Origin of the sequence: Streptococcus sp. 2018110 (genome assembly GCF_019754115.1) — a bacterium.
GTDB classification, from domain to species: Bacteria; Bacillota; Bacilli; order Lactobacillales; family Streptococcaceae; genus Streptococcus; species Streptococcus hashimotonensis.
Genome location: NZ_JAIJZO010000016.1, coordinates 22,679 through 43,565, shown reverse-complemented (window position 1 = coordinate 43,565; position 20,887 = coordinate 22,679). Strand labels below are relative to the sequence as shown.

26 protein-coding genes and 1 riboswitch are annotated in these 20,887 nt (G+C 43.9%); of the genes, 4 read left to right on the top strand and 22 right to left on the bottom strand.

Annotated elements, in window-relative coordinates; all coding sequences use genetic code 11:
• Positions 1-244: 244 nt before the first annotated feature.
• From fusA to groES, 5 genes are all read right to left on the bottom strand, one after another.
• Positions 245-2,326, bottom strand: coding sequence for an elongation factor G (fusA, locus tag K5Q34_RS09295; RefSeq protein WP_002938501.1), 2,082 nt, complete (start codon positions 2,324-2,326; stop codon positions 245-247).
• A gap of 322 nt (positions 2,327-2,648) precedes the next feature.
• Positions 2,649-3,119 carry a 30S ribosomal protein S7 gene (gene rpsG / locus K5Q34_RS09290; protein ID WP_002940031.1) on the bottom strand — a complete coding sequence of 157 codons (471 nt, stop codon included), beginning with the start codon at positions 3,117-3,119 and terminating at the stop codon, positions 2,649-2,651.
• Between the two features lie 16 nt (positions 3,120-3,135).
• Positions 3,136-3,549 carry a 30S ribosomal protein S12 gene (gene rpsL / locus K5Q34_RS09285; RefSeq protein WP_002940030.1) on the bottom strand — a complete coding sequence of 138 codons (414 nt, stop codon included), beginning with the start codon at positions 3,547-3,549 and terminating at the stop codon, positions 3,136-3,138.
• Positions 3,550-3,779: 230 nt separating this feature from the next.
• Positions 3,780-5,402 carry a chaperonin GroEL gene (groL, locus tag K5Q34_RS09280; RefSeq protein WP_024393522.1) on the bottom strand — a complete coding sequence of 541 codons (1,623 nt, stop codon included), beginning with the start codon at positions 5,400-5,402 and terminating at the stop codon, positions 3,780-3,782.
• 10 nt (positions 5,403-5,412) lie between these two features.
• A complete protein-coding gene (gene groES, locus K5Q34_RS09275) occupies positions 5,413-5,694 on the bottom strand; it encodes a co-chaperone GroES (protein WP_105178932.1) in 282 nt (93 codons plus the stop codon).
• 197 nt (positions 5,695-5,891) lie between these two features.
• Between groES and K5Q34_RS09270 the strand changes: the two genes are divergently transcribed.
• A complete protein-coding gene (locus K5Q34_RS09270; RefSeq protein ID WP_205027634.1) occupies positions 5,892-6,179 on the top strand; it encodes a hypothetical protein in 288 nt (95 codons plus the stop codon).
• Positions 6,180-6,402: 223 nt separating this feature from the next.
• Here the strand turns inward: K5Q34_RS09270 and K5Q34_RS09265 are convergent, their stop codons facing one another.
• Positions 6,403-6,798 carry a single-stranded DNA-binding protein gene (locus tag K5Q34_RS09265; protein WP_099811371.1) on the bottom strand — a complete coding sequence of 132 codons (396 nt, stop codon included), beginning with the start codon at positions 6,796-6,798 and terminating at the stop codon, positions 6,403-6,405.
• 54 nt (positions 6,799-6,852) lie between these two features.
• On the opposite strand from K5Q34_RS09265, the gene K5Q34_RS09260 reads away from it, so the two are divergent.
• Complete coding sequence (locus K5Q34_RS09260) at positions 6,853-7,629, top strand: DUF2785 domain-containing protein (RefSeq protein ID WP_221864881.1); 777 nt, start codon at positions 6,853-6,855, stop codon at positions 7,627-7,629.
• Positions 7,630-7,663: 34 nt separating this feature from the next.
• On the opposite strand, the gene ytpR is transcribed toward K5Q34_RS09260, so the two are convergent.
• Genes ytpR through K5Q34_RS09240 form a run of 4 tightly spaced genes read right to left on the bottom strand, consistent with a single transcriptional unit; the run spans position 7,664 to position 9,908 of the window.
• A complete protein-coding gene (ytpR, locus tag K5Q34_RS09255; RefSeq protein ID WP_205027596.1) occupies positions 7,664-8,287 on the bottom strand; it encodes a YtpR family tRNA-binding protein in 624 nt (207 codons plus the stop codon).
• A gap of 18 nt (positions 8,288-8,305) precedes the next feature.
• Complete coding sequence (locus tag K5Q34_RS09250) at positions 8,306-9,262, bottom strand: DUF1002 domain-containing protein (protein WP_105116244.1); 957 nt, start codon at positions 9,260-9,262, stop codon at positions 8,306-8,308.
• 44 nt (positions 9,263-9,306) lie between these two features.
• Positions 9,307-9,627: a thioredoxin family protein gene (locus tag K5Q34_RS09245; RefSeq protein WP_024375735.1), complete on the bottom strand. Its 321-nt coding sequence runs from the start codon at positions 9,625-9,627 to the stop codon at positions 9,307-9,309.
• Positions 9,624-9,908 carry a DUF4651 domain-containing protein gene (locus tag K5Q34_RS09240; RefSeq protein WP_015646299.1) on the bottom strand — a complete coding sequence of 95 codons (285 nt, stop codon included), beginning with the start codon at positions 9,906-9,908 and terminating at the stop codon, positions 9,624-9,626. Before K5Q34_RS09240 ends, K5Q34_RS09245 begins: the two co-directional genes overlap by 4 nt.
• Before the next feature lie 212 nt (positions 9,909-10,120).
• Here K5Q34_RS09240 and pepA point away from each other — a divergent pair, with 212 nt between their 5' ends.
• Positions 10,121-11,182: a glutamyl aminopeptidase gene (gene pepA, locus K5Q34_RS09235; RefSeq protein WP_221864880.1), complete on the top strand. Its 1,062-nt coding sequence runs from the start codon at positions 10,121-10,123 to the stop codon at positions 11,180-11,182.
• Positions 11,183-11,376: 194 nt separating this feature from the next.
• On the opposite strand, the gene K5Q34_RS09230 is transcribed toward pepA, so the two are convergent.
• The 11 genes from K5Q34_RS09230 to comGA all read right to left on the bottom strand — a co-directional run bounded on the left by K5Q34_RS09230 (position 11,377) and on the right by comGA (position 19,449).
• Positions 11,377-12,639 (bottom strand): folylpolyglutamate synthase/dihydrofolate synthase family protein, encoded by a 1,263-nt coding sequence (locus K5Q34_RS09230; RefSeq protein ID WP_221864879.1) that lies wholly within the window; start codon positions 12,637-12,639, stop codon positions 11,377-11,379.
• Positions 12,640-12,694: 55 nt separating this feature from the next.
• Positions 12,695-13,246, bottom strand: coding sequence for a folate family ECF transporter S component (locus tag K5Q34_RS09225; RefSeq protein ID WP_105157385.1), 552 nt, complete (start codon positions 13,244-13,246; stop codon positions 12,695-12,697).
• 44 nt (positions 13,247-13,290) lie between these two features.
• A riboswitch (THF riboswitch) is annotated at positions 13,291-13,436 on the bottom strand.
• Positions 13,437-13,561: 125 nt separating this feature from the next.
• Positions 13,562-14,749: an acetate kinase gene (locus K5Q34_RS09220; protein ID WP_172115688.1), complete on the bottom strand. Its 1,188-nt coding sequence runs from the start codon at positions 14,747-14,749 to the stop codon at positions 13,562-13,564.
• 49 nt (positions 14,750-14,798) lie between these two features.
• The gene (locus K5Q34_RS09215; protein WP_221864878.1) at positions 14,799-15,752 is read right to left on the bottom strand and encodes a class I SAM-dependent methyltransferase; all 954 of its coding nucleotides are present in this window, start codon (positions 15,750-15,752) and stop codon (positions 14,799-14,801) included.
• A 49-nt stretch (positions 15,753-15,801) separates the two neighbouring features.
• Positions 15,802-16,215 carry a competence type IV pilus minor pilin ComGG gene (gene comGG, locus K5Q34_RS09210; RefSeq protein ID WP_141597151.1) on the bottom strand — a complete coding sequence of 138 codons (414 nt, stop codon included), beginning with the start codon at positions 16,213-16,215 and terminating at the stop codon, positions 15,802-15,804.
• On the bottom strand, positions 16,193-16,627 hold the full coding sequence (comGF, locus tag K5Q34_RS09205) for a competence type IV pilus minor pilin ComGF (protein ID WP_221864877.1): 435 nt from the start codon (positions 16,625-16,627) through the stop codon (positions 16,193-16,195). The genes comGG and comGF overlap by 23 nt, the downstream gene beginning before the upstream one ends.
• Entirely contained in the window at positions 16,614-16,907 is a 294-nt protein-coding gene (gene comGE / locus K5Q34_RS09200; protein ID WP_024401507.1) for a competence type IV pilus minor pilin ComGE, read from the bottom strand. Before comGE ends, comGF begins: the two co-directional genes overlap by 14 nt.
• Positions 16,879-17,286: a competence type IV pilus minor pilin ComGD gene (comGD, locus tag K5Q34_RS09195; protein WP_221864876.1), complete on the bottom strand. Its 408-nt coding sequence runs from the start codon at positions 17,284-17,286 to the stop codon at positions 16,879-16,881. Before comGD ends, comGE begins: the two co-directional genes overlap by 29 nt.
• Positions 17,267-17,548, bottom strand: a complete 282-nt coding sequence (gene comGC, locus K5Q34_RS09190; protein ID WP_074391328.1) for a competence type IV pilus major pilin ComGC — start codon at positions 17,546-17,548, stop codon at positions 17,267-17,269. Before comGC ends, comGD begins: the two co-directional genes overlap by 20 nt.
• Before the next feature lies 1 nt (position 17,549).
• Positions 17,550-18,587 (bottom strand): competence type IV pilus assembly protein ComGB, encoded by a 1,038-nt coding sequence (gene comGB / locus K5Q34_RS09185; RefSeq protein ID WP_253214107.1) that lies wholly within the window; start codon positions 18,585-18,587, stop codon positions 17,550-17,552.
• Positions 18,499-19,449, bottom strand: a complete 951-nt coding sequence (gene comGA, locus K5Q34_RS09180; RefSeq protein ID WP_221864875.1) for a competence type IV pilus ATPase ComGA — start codon at positions 19,447-19,449, stop codon at positions 18,499-18,501. The genes comGB and comGA overlap by 89 nt, the downstream gene beginning before the upstream one ends.
• An 85-nt stretch (positions 19,450-19,534) precedes the next feature.
• Between comGA and K5Q34_RS09175 the strand changes: the two genes are divergently transcribed.
• Positions 19,535-20,485: a S66 peptidase family protein gene (locus K5Q34_RS09175; protein ID WP_221864874.1), complete on the top strand. Its 951-nt coding sequence runs from the start codon at positions 19,535-19,537 to the stop codon at positions 20,483-20,485.
• Between the two features lie 27 nt (positions 20,486-20,512).
• Here K5Q34_RS09175 and K5Q34_RS09170 read toward each other — a convergent pair whose 3' ends face one another.
• The gene (locus K5Q34_RS09170; RefSeq protein ID WP_221864873.1) at positions 20,513-20,887 is read right to left on the bottom strand and encodes a DUF1033 family protein; all 375 of its coding nucleotides are present in this window, start codon (positions 20,885-20,887) and stop codon (positions 20,513-20,515) included.

Sequence of the window (20,887 nt, the reverse complement as noted above, 5' to 3'; positions counted from 1 at the left end):
CACATTTCTTTGAAACTTTAAATATTTATATACATGTATATTGATATACGTTTTTTTTCTTGCAAAATAGATAGAATAAATACCCACATTCCTCTTAAATGATGTAGCTCTCCAGCAAAAATAAAAAGACAAAAATCCTGCATAAACACATCAAACATGATAGACAGAACAAGTTTTCTCTCTTGAAATTCCACACTGAATCTCAAACAAGCAAAAAGGCAGCCGAAGCTGCCTGGGTTAGCAATTATGCATTGCCACCGTTTTTCTTAATGATTTCATCTTGTACAGATTTTGGTACATCTTCGTAGTGGTCAAATACCATCATGAAGGTACCGCGACCTTGTGTTGCTGAACGAAGAACAGTTGCGTAACCGAACATTTCAGCAAGTGGCACATAAGCACGAACGATTTGTGTGTTACCACGAGCTTCCATACCATCAACGCGACCACGACGTGCAGTAACGTGACCCATAACGTCACCAAGGTTATCTTCTGGTGCAGTGATTGTTACAAGCATCATTGGCTCAAGGATAGTTGGTTGAGCTGATTTAGCTGCTTCTTTAAGGGCAAGAGACGCTGCCACTTTGAAGGCTGTTTCAGATGAGTCGACATCGTGGTATGAACCATCGTAAAGCTTCGCTTTAACGTCAACGATTGGGTAACCAGCAAGAACACCGTTAGCCATAGATTCTACGAGACCTTTTTCAACCGCTGGGATGAATTCACGTGGAACCACACCACCGACGATAGCGTTCTCGAACTCGAAACCTTTACCTTCTTCGTTTGGTGTGAATTCAATCCAAACATCACCGAATTGACCTTTACCACCAGACTGGCGTTTGAAGAAACCACGAGCTTGTGTAGAAGCGCGGAATGTTTCACGGTATGATACTTGAGGAGCACCTACGTTTGCTTCAACCTTGAATTCACGACGCATACGGTCAACAAGGACATCCAAGTGCAACTCACCCATACCAGAGATAACTGTTTCACCAGTTTCAACGTTTGTTTCAACGCGGAATGTTGGATCTTCTTCAGCCAATTTAGAAAGGGCAATACCCATCTTGTCTTGGTCAGCTTTAGACTTAGGCTCAACCATCAATTGGATAACTGGTTCTGGAACGTGGATTGACTCAAGGATGATTTTTGCTTTTTCATCTGTCAATGAGTCACCAGTTGTAGTATCTTTCAAACCAACCGCAGCGGCGATGTCACCTGCATAAACAGTTTCAATTTCTTGACGGCTGTTTGCGTGCATTTGAAGGATACGTCCGATACGCTCACGTTTACCTTTAGAAGTGTTCAATACGTATGAACCGCTGTTAAGGACACCTGAATATACACGGAAGAATGTCAAACGACCTACGAATGGGTCAGTCATGATCTTGAAGGCAAGAGCTGCAAATGGCTCTTCATCTGATGCATGACGCTCTTCTTCAGCATCTGTATCTGGATTAACACCTTTAATAGCAGGGATGTCAAGTGGGCTTGGAAGGTAGTCGATAACCGCATCAAGCATCAACTGAACACCTTTGTTTTTGAAGGCTGAACCACACAATACTGGGAAGAATTCAACGTTGATAGTTGCTTTACGGATAGCAGCTTTCAATTCTTCGTTTGTGATTTCTTCACCTTCAAGGTATTTCATCATCAATTCTTCATCAGTTTCAGCAACTGCTTCAACCAATTTTTCACGATATTCTTCAGCTTGCTCAAGGTATTCAGCTGGAATATCTTCTTCAAGAATATCTGTACCAAGGTCGTTAGTATAGATTTCAGCTTTCATCTTGATCAAGTCGATGATACCACGGAACTCATCTTCAGAACCGATTGGCAATTGGATTGGATGAGCATTTGCTTGAAGACGCTCGTGAAGTGTGCTTACTGAGTAAAGGAAGTCAGCACCGATTTTATCCATTTTGTTAGCGAATACGATACGTGGAACACCGTATTCAGTTGCTTGACGCCATACTGTTTCAGTTTGTGGCTCAACACCTGATTGTGAGTCAAGAACGGTTACCGCACCATCAAGAACGCGAAGTGAACGTTGTACTTCGATTGTGAAGTCCACGTGTCCTGGTGTGTCGATGATGTTTACACGGTGGTTGTTCCATTGAGCTGTTGTTGCAGCAGATGTGATAGTGATACCACGCTCTTGCTCTTGCTCCATCCAGTCCATTTGTGATGCACCTTCGTGAGTTTCACCGATTTTGTGGATTTTACCAGTGTAGTAAAGAATACGCTCAGTTGTCGTTGTTTTACCCGCGTCAACGTGCGCCATGATACCGATATTACGAGTTTTTTCTAATGAAAATTCGCGTGCCATGAGGTTTGTTCTCCTATATTTTTAGTTTTCTATTCTGATTATACCATATTTTAAGAAAAGCGAGTGGGCAAATCCCACCCGCTTAAGTTCTTACTAATGGTGTGAAGTGGATGAGGCAAGCCTCAATCCGATTTTTGATGGTTGAACGATAAGTTGGTACCATAATCTCAATTAATTTATGTAGAACTGACTTAACGTCCTCACATCCTAATTGAACCCGGCCGGCGTACTGCCAGTGAAAAAAGATAAGCTTCCTTGGTTGTAAACAACCAGCGTCACCTTCCTATTTTTCACCTGTACGCTCGTCCTTGGTATCTTAATCTTACCAGCGGAAGTGTGCGAATGCGCGGTTTGCTTCTGCCATTTTGTGAGTATCTTCACGTTTCTTAACAGCTGCACCTGTGTTGTTTGCAGCATCCATGATTTCTTTCGCAAGGCGATCGATCATAGTGTGCTCACCACGGTTACGAGCGATTGTTACCAACCAACGAAGACCAAGTGTTGTACGACGCTCTGGACGAACTTCAACTGGGACTTGGTAGTTAGAACCACCGACACGACGTGCACGTACTTCAAGTACAGGCATGATGTTTTCCATTGCTGTTTCAAATACTTCAAGTGCATCGTTACCAGTTGCTTCTTTGATTTGATCAAAAGCACCGTAAACGATTGATGCAGCAGTACCACGTTTACCGTCCAACATAACACGGTTAATCAAACGAGTTACCAATTTTGAGTTATACAATGGATCTGGCAATACTTCGCGCTTAGGCGCTTGATTTTTACGACTCATTTATATTTCCCCTTTCTTAGCCTTTTGGACGTTTAGTACCGTATTTAGAACGGCCTTGCTTACGATCGTTAACACCTGCAGTATCAAGTGCACCACGAACGATATGGTAACGTACCCCTGGAAGGTCTTTTACACGTCCACCACGAAGAAGAACAACGCTGTGCTCTTGCAAGTTGTGACCGATACCTGGGATGTAAGCAGTAACCTCGATAAGGTTGCTCAAACGTACACGAGCAAATTTACGAAGGGCTGAGTTAGGTTTTTTAGGTGTCATTGTTCCGACACGAGTTGCAACACCGCGTTTTTGTGGTGATGAAACGTTTGTTTGAACTTTTTTACGGCTGTTGTAACCAACGTTCAAAGCTGGTGATTTAGATTTTTCTACTTTAGACTTACGTGGTTTACGTACCAACTGGTTAATTGTAGGCATCTACATTCTCCTGTATATATTTTTTATTTTTGGTGATAGGGCATTGGTGACAACCCCTATCTGTGTGTACTTTTGCAACATTTGTCAGCACGTCCCTGTACACTCTTGAGAGACCAAAAGTAAAAAGTACCGTCTAATATAGTACCACATCCCAAACCCATTGTCAAATAGATATGTTTGAAATTTTCAAGAAAAAACACAGCCAATCAGCTGTGTCATTTTGCTATTTCTTAGTAGCCCATACCCATTCCATCCATACCTTGTGGCATAGCTGGAGCGGCTGGTTCTGGTTTATTGGCAACGACTGCTTCTGTCGTCAAAATCAAGCTGGCTACGGAAGCCGCATTTTGAAGAGCTGAACGTGTTACTTTAACAGGGTCAATGATACCTGCATCCATCATGTTGACCCATTCGCCTGTCGCTGCGTTAAAGCCAGTGCCAAGTTCTGAATTCTTCAGTTTATCAATGATAACTGAACCTTCATAACCTGCGTTATAGGCAATCTGACGAACTGGTTCTTCCAAGGCACGAAGGACAATATTACGTCCTGTTTCATCGTCTCCTTTCAACTCCAATTTCGCTACGCTATCGATAACATTGACAAGGGCTGTACCACCACCGGCAACGATTCCTTCTTCAACTGCGGCACGTGTTGCGTTGAGGGCATCTTCGATACGGAGTTTCATTTCTTTCAACTCAGTCTCCGTAGCGGCACCGACTTTGATAACTGCAACACCGCCTGATAATTTGGCCAGACGCTCTTGCAATTTTTCACGGTCAAATTCTGAAGTTGTTCCCTCAATTTGTGACTTGATAACAGCGACACGGTTGGCAATGGCTTCTGGATTTCCAGCACCTTCAACAATGGTTGTACCATCTTTGTCGACCACAACTTTGGCAGCCTGACCAAGTGCTTCAATGGTCGCATCTTTCAAGTCCAAACCAAGGTCTTCTGTAATCACTGTACCGCCAGTCAAGATAGCGATGTCTTCCAGCATAGCTTTACGACGGTCACCAAATCCTGGCGCCTTAACAGCAACAACGTTGAATGTACCACGAATCTTGTTGAGAACAAGTGTAGGAAGAGCTTCGCCATCCACATCGTCAGCAATAATCAACAATGGACGATTGGTTTGGAGAATGCTTTCCAAAAGTGGCAAAATATCTTGGATATGAGAAATTTTCTTATCGGTAATCAAGATGAATGGATTTTCAAGCTCAGCTACCATTTTTTCATTATCTGTTACCATGTATTGTGACAGATAACCACGGTCGAATTGCATACCTTCAACCACATCCAATTCTGTTTCCATACCGCGAGATTCTTCAATGGTGATAACGCCGTCTGTTCCCACGCGCTCCATAGCTTCTGAAATGTACTCACCAACTTTTTCAGAACGTGAAGACACGGCTGCAACTTGAGCAATTTCAGCTTTATTTGATACAGGACTTGCTTGTGCTTTCAAGGCTTCAACTGCTGTTGCAACTGCTGCTTCAATCCCACGACGGATACCGATTGGGTTGGCACCTGCGGTTACGTTTTTCAAGCCTTCACGAACAATAGCCTGAGTCAAAACAGTGGCAGTTGTTGTCCCGTCACCTGCGATGTCATTGGTTTTTGAAGCCACTTCTGACACCAACTTAGCACCCATATTTTCAAAATGGTCTTCCAACTCGATTTCTTTAGCAATGGTCACACCGTCATTTGTAATGAGTGGTGAACCGTAAGCTTTTTCCAAGACAACATTACGACCTTTTGGACCCAAGGTTACTTTGACTGTATCAGCCAAAATATCGACACCACGGACCATGCTTTCACGTGCATCTGCTGCAAATTTAATTTCTTTTGCCATTTTCCTACCTCTATTCTACAATTGCCAAAATGTCTGCTTCACGAATGATCTGAACGGTTTGGTCCCCATCTTTAACTTCCAATCCTGCGTGAGCATCAATCAAAACGGTATCTCCAACTGCCACCGCTGGGGCAACCAAGTCACCATTCAAGGTACGAATCCCTTGTCCGATCGCTAGGACACTTGCTTCTTTTGTCTTTTCTTGACTTGCACCTGCTAGGACAAAGCCACCAACTGTTTGTTCTTTTTCTTCAATTTTTACGACGATACGATCGCCCAATGGTTTCAACATTCTACTACCTCCTGGTATTTTTAGCACTCTACACTCGTGAGTGCTAACTCACATTTCCTATTGTATCACTTGGTCAAAAATAGTCAAGAAAATTCTATTCCTTTTTCGTGAAAATCCTTCTTAAGTATGAGACAGATTTTACCTATTCATTATTGGTAAACTATGTTATACTATTTTTAAAAAGTTAGGGGGTATTCATGAAATTTTTTAGAGATTTAAAAACAGATTACCTTGAAAGCCGATTTTCAGACTACGAAAGTTTTGCTGAGTGGTTTTTAAAACGTAAATTAGGCTTTTGGGGGAGTGGGAAAGAACTCGACTGGTCAAAAAGAGTTCGTCTTCCCACCCCCGCACAGTTGATTAGGTCAGATTTGGAGTGTGAAACACGAACAAAGCTGCCAATCAACCACTGCGCTGAGATGTTGACACGAACTCTGAGAAGCGAGACTGGACTTTTTGCCCCGTCGCCTATCTACTCTGGTTAGTCTGGATATTTTTCTTTAGCCGCCCTCATTACATCATCTTTTTCTTTTATGGCGTTTTCCTATTGTCACTGATTGTTATGCTAGTAGAATGGTGGAAATATAGAAAATGAATCGCAAAAAACGCCAACTTTCGTCAGCGTTTTTAAGGAGATATGAAAAATATTTAGGATTAACTATAGTATAGCCTACTTTTCAACATTCTCCATCGGTCTTGGGACGGATATTAAAACGGCAATTCTTCCTCTTCCAGAACCAAGTCAGCTAGGTCATCGCCAGTATTATTTTCTCGCATGGCACGTTGGGCGCGGCTTTCGAGCAACTGGAAGGTATTTCCCAAGATTTCCGTCACATAGTGGTTGCTGCCATCTTTTTCGTATTTACGGGTCCGCAACTCACCATCAATAGAAATCAGACTACCCTTGCTGCCATAGGAAACAAGTGTCTCCGCCAGTTTGCCCCAGAAAATAACATTGAGAAAATCCGCTTCACGTTCGCCATTTTCTGTCTTAAATCGTCTATTAACTGCGACGGTTACGCGAGTCAAATTTTTGCCGTTAGGGGTTTGAGTGAGTTCAGGTTGGGCCGTCAAGCGACCGATTAGAATAACTTTATTATACATTTTATATCCTCCTACTTATGTATTCGTAGAAAGTTCATAAAAAGAAAGAAAATCATGAAAGAATTAATAGAAAAATTGCAAACCTCTAAACCATATACCGATGATGAACTGGCTTGGTTGCTGGAAAACATCGGTCATCCAGATCCTGCTATACGCGACGATCTGGTTTATACTAGTTTTTGCCACATCTTTCTAAATGGTTTGATTACAAGAGAACAAGCACAGTCGCTACTGCAATTCTCTCAAGAAACCAATCCCCTTTCCCTAGAAAGCTCCACACTAAAACGAAGTTTTACTTGCTTGCTTTACTGTCTTCTGCTGTCTGTTGACAATGACCAAGATTCTGAGTACTCTGCATTTTTAAGCACTGACGACCGCGAACTGCTTTTCCAACAGGCCTTGAATTATTTGACGATTGAAAATGACTGGTCTGGCTACGATGAAAAACTCGGCTGGATCCATACCGCTGCCCACGGAGCAGATTTTCTTCTGGCCGCAAGCTGTCATGAGCAATTTCCCAATGATAAAACCGAAGAAGTCTGGCAGGCTATTGTCACTTGTCTAAAGAAACAAAAGCAAGTTTTCTCCGCTGGTGAAGAAATCCGTCTGGCACAAATCCCTGTCTACCTCCTGCTAAATGAAAAAGTAACTAGCCAAGAGTTGACAGAATGGATGAACGAACTAGACTTCCCCAACCAAGAACCTCTGGACTACTTCCGGTGGCTCAACCTCCAGCATTTCCTGTCCAGTCTCTACTTCCAACTCAAATCACATCAGGTTTTTACAGAGGAACTCCAACAAGCGATTGAAGGAAAAATTGAAACAGCATAAAAGAATTGGCCAAAATCGACCAATTCTTCTTTTTCTATCCCTTCCAGTGTTTAGCTGGATCAAAAGCTTCTCCGACCACTGCGGAGTCGTCTAATTCGATAATACCACGGACTTGTGGTGCGTTTGGCAGAGCCAATTCACGCGGACTGCACATCATACCAAAGCTATCTTCACCACGCAACTTCCCTGGGAAAATCAGGCTACCGCTCGGCATCATTGCCCCCGGAAGAGCTACAATGGTTTTCAAACCTTGGGCAGCATTTGGGGCACCAGCTACGATTTGCACTGTTTTGCCACCGACATTGACCTGACAGATATTGAGGTGGTCGCTGTCTGGATGAGGAACCAATTCCACAATCTGACCGACTACGAACTTTGGAGCATTGTCGTTAACCAAGCTTTCAGTAAAGCCTGCTTTTGCCAATTCGGCATTCAAGGTCGCAACTTGCTCGTCTGTCAAGAAAACCTGACCATTTCCAATAATCTCAATCAAACTTGATACTTCAAAAATATTCCAGGCTACTGTTTTTCCTGTTTCTTCTAGGAAAACACGCGCCACTTGACCCTTACGTTCAAACTGGACAGCCTGCCCCTTGTCCTCAGCCACAATCACCATCAGAACATCGCCAACATGTTCCTTATTATATGTAAAAATCATTTCTTTTTCATTTCTCCTTTATGCAAATAGACCGGTCAAGCCTTTCCAAAGATTTTCAAAAAAGGCACCGATTTTTTCTAAAATCCCTGAATCTTGTAGATTCTTATAGGCTTCTGAAATTTGTTGCTCCGCCTGTTGCTTGAACTGGTTGAGCTGGGCAGCAACCTCAGCCGAATCAATGGCAGAGGTTTCCTGATAAGCTTTAGCAAAGGTAACTAATTTTGAAACCTCATCTGCTGTGATGACATTTTCCAAACCGTTATTGGCCAAGACATCGTTGATAATGGTGTTTATGTCTGATTCGGAAGCTACCTGACCATTGGACTTTTTGTAGTCGGCAAGAGCAGTCTTGATTTCCGCTACCGCCTTATCCAAGGCTGAACTATCAAAGTTGGAGTCACCTGTATGAGCCGTCGCCACTTCATTGACTGTCTCTAGCTCCTGTTGAGCTACTTCGGTTCGGGCTGTATCAACTGTTTCTCCATTGGCCGCAAGAGCCTTGTAAACACCTGTCAAAGCAGACTCCCCCGTTACCTGAATCGGAGAAGCTACATCAATCAAGACATCCGTCGCACCAGCTGTAATAGCCGCATTGGCATACTGCGTTTCGGTAATCAAGGTGATGTTCTGTGGCGTCTTAATATCTACCACAACCCCTTTTCCAGCATCCTGCTTTTGCACCAAGACAGATGAATAGAGGGAGGCTGTGTCCGCTCCAGATGTACCTAAATATTGGTCCATATCCGTGCCGACAACCACCTGACGACTGACATTATTAACATCCGAAATACCAAATAGATTGTTAACCTCTGTCGCCTGCGCATCTGACAAACCGCCACCATAGACCAGTGTTGGCTTGCCCCATTTTTCATTGATAACATCCGTCTGAATTTCCGCTTGAGCCAGCGGGGCCAAACTTAAACTCAATCCCAGCACCACAGGTGCTAGAAGGATTTTTCCTAGTGATTTCTTCATGTTCTTTCCTTTCTTTTGGGAAACGGCAGAGCTTCTCTGCTAATTTATCTACCCAGTCCAGATAAGAAGTTCATGATTTCTTCCTTGGTCTTGCGATTCTTATCGACAAAACGACCGATTTCCTTACCATTTTCCAAAACAACCAGACTTGGAATGCCTAAAATAGCCCATTCCTGCGCCAAAGGCATAAAGTCATCTCGATCCAGTTGCACAAAACGGAAATCTGGAAAAGCCTCTTCGATAGCTGGCAAATGCGGTTTGATATAGTGGCAATCTCCACACCAAGTCGTCACAAATAGAAAAACAGTTGGCTTGCCATCTTCAATCAAGGCAGCTACTTCTTCAAGATTTGTTGGAAAAATCATTTTTCTTCCTCCCTGTATTGAATAGAACCTTGGGTATTTTCAAACAAAAATACCTGTCCTGCCTCCATCACAACCCCTCCGATAAGAGTTGTCTGCGTAGAAGCTGTTTCATCCACATAGACCGTGGCAATCTCTCCTAAATCAGCAAAAAAGTCACGCACCTCCTGCAAGGCCTGTGCTTTTTTACGGTCTTCTTGGATTTTACGGTAAAATTGAGCACTAGCGGTGAGCACACCTGCCCCCAATAAGCCTGCTAGCAAGGCTGTCTTTTTCTTTTTCATGTTGACTATTTTATCATATTTCCTCGAAATTTTCCCAAAAATGCCATTGGACTTGTGACAGCTGAGACAAACTCTCCACAAACATATGAAAACGATTCAGTTTTCAGAAAGCATGATTTCATCATGTGTTTATTGTTTATTTTCCCATATTTTCAAGACAAGTCTAGCTCTTCGTGATAAAATAGTAGTAATCATGTCATGGAGGAAGAAGTATGACTCTTTTTGAAAAAATTAAAGAAGTTACAGAATTGCAAAGCTTACCGGGATTTGAAAGACAGGTTCGCAACCACATCCGCCAAAAAATCACACCGCATGTGGACCGCATTGAAACAGATGGACTAGGTGGAATTTTTGGCATCAAGGATACGGCTGTTGAAAATGCTCCTCGTATCCTAGTGGCTGCACATATGGATGAAGTCGGCTTTATGATTAGCCAAATCAAGCCAGACGGTACTTTCCGTGTTGTCGAGCTAGGAGGGTGGAATCCGCTAGTTGTATCCAGTCAAGCCTTCACGCTTCAACTACAGGACGGTCGGACCATTCCTGCCATTTCAGGTTCAGTGCCTCCCCATCTTTCTCGTGGGGCTAACGCTCCCGGCATGCCTGCCATTGCTGATATTATTTTCGATGCTGGTTTTGCCAATTATGACGAAGCTTGGGCATTCGGCGTTCGTCCGGGGGATGTCTTGGTTCCCAAAAACGAAACCATTCTAACAGCCAACGGAAAAAATGTTATTTCTAAGGCTTGGGACAACCGCTTCGGTGTTCTTATGGTGACCGAACTACTGGAAAGCCTATCCGGTCAAGCTTTACCAAATCAGTTGATTGCTGGGGCAAATGTGCAAGAAGAGGTTGGCCTACGTGGAGCTCATGCTTCTACAACTAAGTTCAATCCAGATATTTTCCTTGCTGTTGATTGCTCGCCTGCAGGCGATATTTATGGCGACCAAGGAAAAATTGGTGACGGAACGCTACTTCGTTTCTACGACCCAGGTCATATCATGTTAAAAAACATGAAAGACTTCCTCCTCACAACTGCCGAAGAAGCAGGTGTCAAATTCCAATACTACTGTGGTAAAGGTGGAACAGATGCTGGTGCAGCTCACTTGAAAAATCAAGGTGTTCCATCAACGACAATCGGTGTCTGCGCTCGCTACATCCACTCCCACCAAACCCTCTACAGCATGGATGACTTCTTAGAGGCTCAAGCCTTCTTGCAAGCCATCGTTAAAAAGCTAGACCGCTCAACGGTTGATTTGATTAAAAACTATTAAAACAAAAGACTTTGCTAGGTAGAATGCCCGGCAAAGCCTTTTTTCTATATAGTCGAATGAATTAGCTTTCAGACAACTGAGGTGCAGGTAGCTAGAACAGCCTAAAGGCTGTTCTAGGTTGGAAATAAGACTTGCGAAGCAAGTCACTTTCGCAGAGTACGGCAAACCGAAAGTGACGATGTATCAAAGCTAATTCAAATGACTATAAACTCTTCTAAAATGTACTTCCTCACATAGGTAATGAAATAAAGTGAGCCTGTAATCAGGTAAAGTTTTTTGGGATTGTCCAAGTCCGCCTGCTCCAACCACTCCTGATAGGTCTGAACTCGTTCATAGCCTGACGGATAATCTTCTAACTGTACCGCTCTGAAATCGTCAAAAGTTGTCACGCTAACAGGTCCAAATTGGCTAAGCTGGGACAACATCCGGTCCACAGGCTTGGTATTGATGGCCGCAAAGAGGATTTCAATATCTCTGTCCGCGTACTTTTCTTCCAAGAGTTGTGTCAGAACTGCGATGCTTTCATTATTGTGGGCTCCGTCAATCATGAGCCCTGGTTGTATCAATTCTAAGCGGCCCGGCCAGATGGCTTGGGACAAGCCCTGGCTGATGGTTTCATTGGTAATCTTTGGAAAATGAGGTCTGATGAGCTGAGCTGTGGTCACTGCCAAGGCTGCGTTGACCTCCTGGTGACGACCCTGCATCTGTAGCCTCAAATCCTCAACTCGGCCGAAGGGGCTTGAAACCACAAAGCCTGCTCTGCTATTTTCCAAAATAATTTCCCGCCCTACCGCATAGGTCAGACTCTGAAGCTGACGGGCCTGCTCCTCAAATACTGCCAGCACTTCTGGCTGGTCGGTCGCATAGAGGAGGGGAACCCGCTCACGCAAGACAGCAACCTTGTGACGGGCTATAGCAGCGTGGGTCTCTCCCAAAAAAGCCTGATGGTCCAAGCCGATGGACGGGCAAACTACCGCTAGAGGATTAAGGACATTGGTCGCATCCTGCAAACCGCCCATGCCCGCTTCCACCAAGAGAATGTCGGGACGCTGGTAGTGAGCAAAGTAGATAAACATAGCCACTACTACAATCTCAAACTCCGAGATGGCACCCAGTCCAGCTGTCTGGTCCAAGTCCTCAATCAAGGGCTGCAAGTCTGTCACAATCCTCGCAAAATCTTCCTCCGAAATCATCTCCTGCTCAAAGACAATCTGCTCTCGAAAATCAATGATAGACGGTGACGTAAAGCGACCGACGGTGTAATCCGAAAACCGTAAGATAGACTGTAAGGCATTGAGGGTAGAACCCTTGCCATTTGTACCAACAAAGTGAATAGTCGGCACTTGAAGCTGGGGATTGTCCAAGCGTTCCAAGAGCCAGTTGACACGCGCAACGCCATTTTCTAAATCTGATGCAGGGCGATTCGATAGCCACTGACGAGTTTCTTGATAATCCATGATTCCCTCTCTACAAAAGCAGCAACAGGGGGATGACCTGTTGCTCGATACTGTTTTATTTAATACCCATTAACTTGGCCAATTCAGGTATTTTTTGTAAACTTGGCAAGACAAGCATGGTCACGACAATGCGTAATGGAATTTCAAAAATAGCCTTAATCAAACGACTGCTATACAAGGCAATCCAAGGTGTTCCAAAATGGAAATGGAGGGCAATCGGTGTCATGATAAAGGAAATCACAACCTGAATCAAGACAACTACACCAGCCACATAGAGCCAATCAGCTTTGTTTTTAATATTCAGCGGCTTCTGATAAAAGAACCAGCCGTAGATAAAAGCAGATACCGCCTCAATCAAAATCCAAGTGAAGAGGACAGTTTGCCCGCTAAACAAGACAAAGACTGGGTCTGAAATAGCCGCAAAGACAGCCGCCCAAACCGGACCTGCAATAGCTCCCAAAATAGTATTGGGAATAAAGGTAAACTGGACCTGCAAGGTTTCTGAAATCCGAATGGAGAAATAGTTCTCCACAATCATGACCAAGGCAAGGGTCATCGCAATAGCAGTCAACAACTGCACTGTTAGTTTTGGAATCTTCTTTTCCATAAAAAATGCTCCTTTTTCAAAAAATGGAGCTGTCGTGTGTATTCGACAGCGGATGCAATGGTTTACCGCGCTACTCTCAGCCAGACCCCGATGTTCCTACTCTAGAAGACATCAGATACAAGCAAAAATCAGCTTCGTTATGTGGCAACATCCCATCCACATACACTTGACGCAAACCATCTACTCTGTGCAAATTTCTTTGCCAGTCTATTGTATCACACACTATATATTTTGACCACTTGCTAAAAACTATACCTTTCTAAAGGCATAAACTATAAGAGAAACTGGCAGTCTCCGACTACCAGTTAGTTTTTCTTATTTCAAACGTTCAACTTCACGCGCAATAACCAATTCTTCATCCGTTGGAATAACCAAGACACGAACTTTTGATTCTGGCGTTGAAATGTCACCATTCGCACCACGAACATTCTTAGCTGGGTCTATTTCGACACCGAACCAAGACAAACCTTCTACCACGTCATTGCGCATAAGCGGTGCATTTTCACCCATACCTGCAGTGAAGACAATGGCATCTGCACCATTCAGAACAGCGAAGTATTGACCAATGAATTTCTTGATACGGTCGATAAAAATGTTATAAGCCAAAACAGCATCTGGGTTCTTAGCTTCCAAACCTGATTCAATGTCACGCATATCGCTTGAATAACCCGATACACCAAGCAAACCTGATTGTTTATTCAGCATGTTAACAACATCCGCAGCATCCTTCAACTCATCAACATTTGCAATCAAGTAAGGAATAATCGCTGGATCAATATCTCCCGAACGAGTACCCATCATTGGACCAGCTAGAGGAGTGAAGCCCATAGAAGTGTCAACTGATTGACCGTGGTAGTTGGCAGTAATAGATACACCATTTCCGATGTGAGCCGTAATCAATTTTAATTCCTCAAGCGGACGTCCCAATACTTTTGCTGCCTCATGCGCTACATAATAGTGGCTAGTTCCGTGAGCTCCGTACTTACGAACCTTGTGGTCGGTATAGTACTTTTGTGGAATCGGATAAAGATAGGCATGCTTTGGCATCGTAGTGTGAAAGGCTGTATCAAAAACAGCTACATTCAAAACTTCTGGTAGTACTTCCTCAAATGCACGCATTGCTGCTACGTGAGCAGGGTTATGAAGCGGTGCCAAAGCACTTAGTTCTTCAATTTGCTCAACCTCTTTTGGTCCAATAACAGCTGATTCTTTGAAAATCTCTCCACCTGCAACAACACGGTGTCCGATACCAGTAATTTCCTCGTAAGCAGCGATGATGTTGTGTTTAAGCAAGTCTTCTAGGAGAATCTTAACCGCAACCGTATGATTAGGAATATCTAAAACTTCACTTTCTTTCTTCCCATCATACTTAACTGTTGAGATGGAATCATTCAAACCGATGCGCTCAATAATCCCTGCTGCTAGTACTGTTTCTTCTGGCATTTGATAAAGTTGCCATTTTAGACTTGAACTACCTGCATTAATTGCAATTGTTTTTGACATATCTTACCTCTTTTAAAGCGTTTTCCTAACTAGTATAACAGATTTTCACTTAAATTGCATTCTCTTGCTTCCAATTTTTGAAATTGAGCATGAACTTCTGAATAGCTTCTGGTTCTTGAAGACTTTGTAAGGGATAAACAAACGGCGCCAACGGTCTTGCAGCTTTCTTTTGCAAGACAAAAATAGACTTGGCCATAGCAGCCTTCCCAAAGAGATTTGGTGGCAGGGCAATCATGGCAACAATATTGGCTTGTTCTTGTAACCAGCCTTTCAGTAAATCGCTTTGCGGACTAGTCAATAAATCATTTGGAGCCAACAAAATCGCAAAGCCATCTTTTTCCAGATATTTGAGGGATTGTTCCATGAGCAAATGATGGGCGTAGGTATGTTCATTTGGGCTGGCGACCTGATAACGGCTGGCAATCTGGTCATCTGGATAGTAGCCAATAGGCAAATCTCCCAAAATTACTTGACTTTCCTTCAAAATCTGCGGACGTACCGCATCTCCCTGAGCAAAAGAAATATCTGCCTGCATGACATCCGCAATACTTGCCGACAAATCAATCAAGAGGTCGTCCACTTCAATCCCCAAGTAATCTAATTCTTTCTGGCTGGCATTGAGAATGGTCTGAGCTAGATTGCCTGTCCCCGAACCAATTTCCAGAACCGTCACCTTGGAAGTAGATACTAGTTGGTCTACTAGAAAAGATAGGATAAATCCGATAGAGTCTGGTGTGAACTGGTGATTGTACTGCATGGGTTCAGTCTGATTGGCCTTGATGAGCAGGAATTGGAAGGCACGACGCCATTCTTCCTTGGCTAAATCTAGTTGTTTCAAGGTCTTGTTATTATTGATAACAAGACCTGTCTCATGCTGACCAGCTACGTAAGCAGCATTTTGCTCAATCATGGCATCGTAGATATTGGTGCCTAGCTGGTTTTGGATAGTCTGTACGTTTTCTAATAGCAGGTCGTAAGCCTGTTCGATCTTTTCAAAATTCATACTCTTATCTTATCAAAAATTCACCAACTTTGCACCAAAAAGGGAGCGACTAGCCACTCCCCTCGGGTACTATTTTAACCGGAAATTGATAGGTATACAGACCATCACTTGTTAACTCAACTGCAACCAATAGTTGGTCACCTTTAAGTTGATAACGAGCCTGTCCCTCTTGAAAAGAGACCCTTCCTCTATCCTCCTTCTGCTTAGAACCTGTGGTTAAATTTGCTTCCTTTTCATTCACCGCCGCTCCCGTAACTATTTTTTCTACTTGCAGGTCCTTCTCAACCTTGTCCAAGACCATCTGAGCCATGATATAAGCAGTCGTTTCTTGCCTTGCCACCTGTACCAAGCGACTCTCAGCTTCTTGGCGGTGGAGATAAAACTGAAGCAAAAGACTAAAAACCGCCAGCATCAAAAGGGCATAGAGCAGGATGCCAGCCTTAACTTTTTTCTTTAAAAGCATAGATAAAGGTCCGTTCCTCTCCGTTTTTAAAACTAAAGTCGATGCGCACCAGCTGGTTTTCTTGAGAAATGGCTGCGCTATCCACCTGATAGAGCATGGGCTGGTAGCCCTGTCCCCTATCATTTGTTTTCCGAAAATCATCCGACCGTGACTTGCCAAAGGCCAAAGCCTGACCTCCCTTATCAACATAGACCTTGCCATTTTCAACCTTGACCAAGTCAGCCTGGTCCCACTCCGACCGCAACTGGCTAGAGAAGACCAGCCATTCCTTTTGAATGGTTTGATTTTGATAATGCGCTTCTTGGACCAGCAGTTTTGACAAGCCTTCAAAGACCAGAAGACTACCTGAAAGAATGACTAAAGCTACCAAGCATTCCAAGAGAGTAAAAGCAGGAATTTTACTTTTTAACAACCGATAAAACCTCCTTTCCCTCGTGGAAAACAATGATCTTATCTGCTGTTCGTTGAACCTGAACTGTAACACCGTTTAAGGCTAGGTTATCTTGCTCGGTTTGAACAGCCATCTGTGCTAGATTGAGAACCTCCTGTTGTTCCAATTCCCAAGCCTGTCGCCTACGACCTGCATCCACAGCTGACAAAATCAAGCTGCAAATAGTCACTAGAGTCGCAAGGGCAACCAGACTTTCTAGCAAAATATAAGCCTTATTCTTCTGTTTTCTTATAGCGACCACTCCCTATATATAATTGATACGTGACTGTCTTTCGACTAAATCGAAAACGAATCTTGGTCAGAGAAGAATTTCCACCATTTTCTTCAAATGTGATGGTCTTCCCTTCCAATACTTCTACATTTCTGGGTACTTCTACAGCCTGATAACCATTTGTAACCTCCTGTCCACCGATAGCTAGACTCACTGTTTGGTGGGAACTGGCTGCCAATTTTTGACTGTCTTTATAGATGGCCTCAAATTCCCAGAGAAAAATTTCTTCCTGAATAGACCGAAAGGCCGTTTGCACCGTTCCTGATAAAGAAACAGCTAAAAAACTGACAACAAACAAGGTCAGCAGGCTTTCAAACAGGGTAAAAGCCTTATTTTTTCGCCGTAGCATACTGCTCCGCTTGTTTTGGTGTAATATAACCAGCCTTTTGCAAGTCCTCCACCGTTGCTTCCTTATCATATTCCAATTCATAGAGCTCCATCTGACTCTCCACTACTTTGACAACCGCAGCATCCCCCTTCTTCTGAATAGCATCCTTCTGCTTGCTCAAATTTGGCACAAAGAGGAGCAAGAGCAGGCTGATAATTCCCAAAACGACTAACATTTCCACCAGAGTGAACCCTTTTACCTTCATTTCAATTAACTTTTTCATTTTATAACTCCATATTTTGATAAATCGGCAGCAGCATGGCTGCGTAGATGAGAACGACCATTAAGGCCACAAAGAGAAAGACCAGCGGTTGAATCAGCTGCATGGCTCTATTGACCCGAGAGAAAAAATCCTCCCAACACTCGGCTGCATAAACTGTCAACTCGCTCCCCAACTTGGACTTGACCTGACCATACTCCACAATCAAGCTCAGCTCCCGCTTAAAAAAGGCATAGGCCTTAATGTGTTCGTGAAAACTCTGACCATTGGAAAGCGACTGCTCCAGGTCCTGTCCAATCTCTCGAAAGAGCTGCGATTGCTGCTCCTGCATCAAACCCACAATCTGCGGCAGGTCCAAGCCTTGCCCAATCAAACTCCCCCACTCCCTAGCGTAATAAGCCGTCAGATAGGTTTGGATGAGTTTTCCGAAAAATGGCAGAGCTGCTAAGCAGGAAAAGACCTTGATTTTGTTAGTTTTACGAAACCAGACAAGACCAGCTAAGACCGCCACCAAACTAAGTCCACAGAGGGATAAAAAGATAGTCGGCAGATGATTAATTAGCATGGTCGCTGCATTGCCTTCCTCCAACTGGGGCAGAAGGTAATTTTTCAAGCCCAGCATAATCAAGAGCAGAAACCCTAGTAAGATAATTGGGTAGGTCGCCACCTCAATCAGTTTCTTATGAACCTTGCTGACATTTTCCAGATAGGACTGGATATGGCTCAAACTCAGGCTGGTATTGCCATGAACTTCTGCCAGAGCCACCTGTGTGACCACCGCATCTGAAAACTGCAAATCCGCCAGCAAACTTGAAAAGGGTTCGCCTGCTAACAGCCCATCTGACAAGACCTGGGTATAGGGATCTGCCAGAAGCTGACTGCGTTTGAGGAAATCAACAATCTCCCCCAAATGAAAACCACTAGCAAAAAGATTATTGAAAAGCTCAATGACCTTACGCTGGCGAGCCAAGGGCAATTTTTTCTGTTTCTGCCTGCCCAAGACTGATATGTCCTGCTGCAAAAAGGCGATCAATTTGCTCATTCCACTGGTCTGCGGAATGGTTTTGGTAATTTCCCTTCGCAAAATCTACTACACCTCCTCCCCCAATCAAACGTTGATAGGCAATGCCTTGAAGGGCATTATTTAACTCCTCAGGGCTGACACCTAGTTCTAACATACGAGCATAGACTCCTGAAATAGACCTTGCATGAACTGTGGAGAAAACGGTAGCTCCCGTCAGGCTGGCTCGAATGACTGCTCGAGCGGTTTCTGCATCCCGAATCTCACCAATGATGAGCAAGTCTGGTCGATGGCGGAGGGACAGTTTGATCAGATTGTCGTAGGTGGCTCCGATGGCTTCATTGAGTTGAAGTTGAAGCATGTCCTCCTGCTTGATTTCGACAGGATCCTCGATGGTCAAAATCTGCTTGTCTGGGAATTTCAGCCTGGCAAGATGGTACATAAGTGTGGTCTTACCAGAGCCGACTGGACCCGAAAAAAGGTAGAGCCCTCGTCCCTTGATTTCTTCTGCAAGTCGCTCGGCCGCCTCAAACCAGAACTTGAGTTCCTTGTCATTGTCATAGAGCAGGCGGATAACCAGACTTTCCTTACCACGATAATCTCCGACAGTTGATAAGCGAAGTGAAATCTCTCCGCTACCATAATCATAGTCACAGGACCCCTGCTGGCTACGGCGTTTTTCACCAACATTTAAACCTGCTAAAAACTTGAAATGGCTAATGATGGCTATTACTTCTTCCTCAGCCAAGTCTTGCACAAACTCCCGTTCATCCATAATACGATGATAGACTTGGTAGCCTTGACCACGAGGAACCAGATAAATATCACTGACCCTATCTGCCACCGCCTCCTCAATCATCTTTCTTGCTTTTTCTTGAATCATACAACCTCCTCACCCTATCTATTCGTAAGGAAACTTGATTTTCCATACTTTTTTGTTAAAATAATAAAAAAGCTTGGAGGTTCCTATGAAAAAATTAAAAAAAGGCGACCATATACGCGTAGTTAGCCCCTCTTCATCTATTGAAAGAATTGGTGGTTTCGAGGCCAATCTTGCTGCCAAGGAAAGGTTGGAAGATTTGGGCTTCAAACTCTCTTTCTCAGAACATTATTTTGAAAACGATATTTTCGATTCGGCTCCGATTGCCAGTCGTGTTGCGGACTTGGAAGCAGCCTTTGCGGATGAATCGGTCGATGCCATTCTGACAACCATTGGCGGTTTCAACTGTAACGAACTACTGCCTTATCTGGATTTTGACCTAATCGCCCGCCATCCAAAAATTTTCTGCGGTTATTCGGATACGACTGCCCTGCTCAATGCTATCTACGCCAAGACAGGCATGCAAACCTACATGGGTCCAGCTTATTCAAGCTTCAAAATGGATTTGGGGCAACAGTATCAAACAGAAGCCTGGCTCAAGGCCGTGACACAAGATTCCTATGACCTGATTCCGAGTCCTGAATGGTCCAGCGACGCCTGGTACCTACCAGACGCCCCTCGCACCTTTTACCCAACAGAGTGGAAAGTCTACAATCCAGGCCAGGCCTCTGGTATTGCCATCGGCGGAAACATCTCAACCCTCAATCTACTGACTGGGACAGAGTTTGCTCCCAGACCAGACAAATATATTCTATTTTTAGAAGAGGCGGAAGACGACGATTATCTCATTATCGCTCGTCATTTGACAGCTCTTCTACAAGCCTATCCAAATCCACAGGCTCTTGTCTTCGGTCGTTTTCCTAAAGAAACCAAGATGACCGAGGAGATTTTGCTGGCGATTTTGGACAAGCACCCTATTCTCAAAAAAGTTCCTGTTCTCTACGATTTGGACTTTTCCCATACCCAGCCTCTGTTTACCATTACCATCGGTGGTCAAGTGGAGCTCGACACCGAAGCCTTTTCTATCAGATTCAGCTAAAAAGGATTGCTCACTAGGGCAATCCTTTTATGAATCATAGTTGACACATTTTCCTTGTCTTAGCTTGCAAGGGCGAACTCGCGGTTGTTGCACCGGTTTAGTAGCAAACCCTGCAGGTAAATTTTCTCTCGCTTCTACCAACATCAGCGAATGATACCGCTGCAAATATTCATCGCATTCCTCACACCAATGCTGGTCTGATTCATCCCAAAAGGCCACCATTGTGCCATTTTTACTCTGCTTCTTAGGGAACTTCTCTGATAGCCGTACCCACTCTTTTTGAAAAGCATTCAGTGCATCCTCATAGCGATCAAAAGCAGCCCTACTGGTAACATCCTCTTCCCAACCATCTAAGAACCACCAGGGTTCAAAATCTCCATACATTTTAATAACTTGATACAT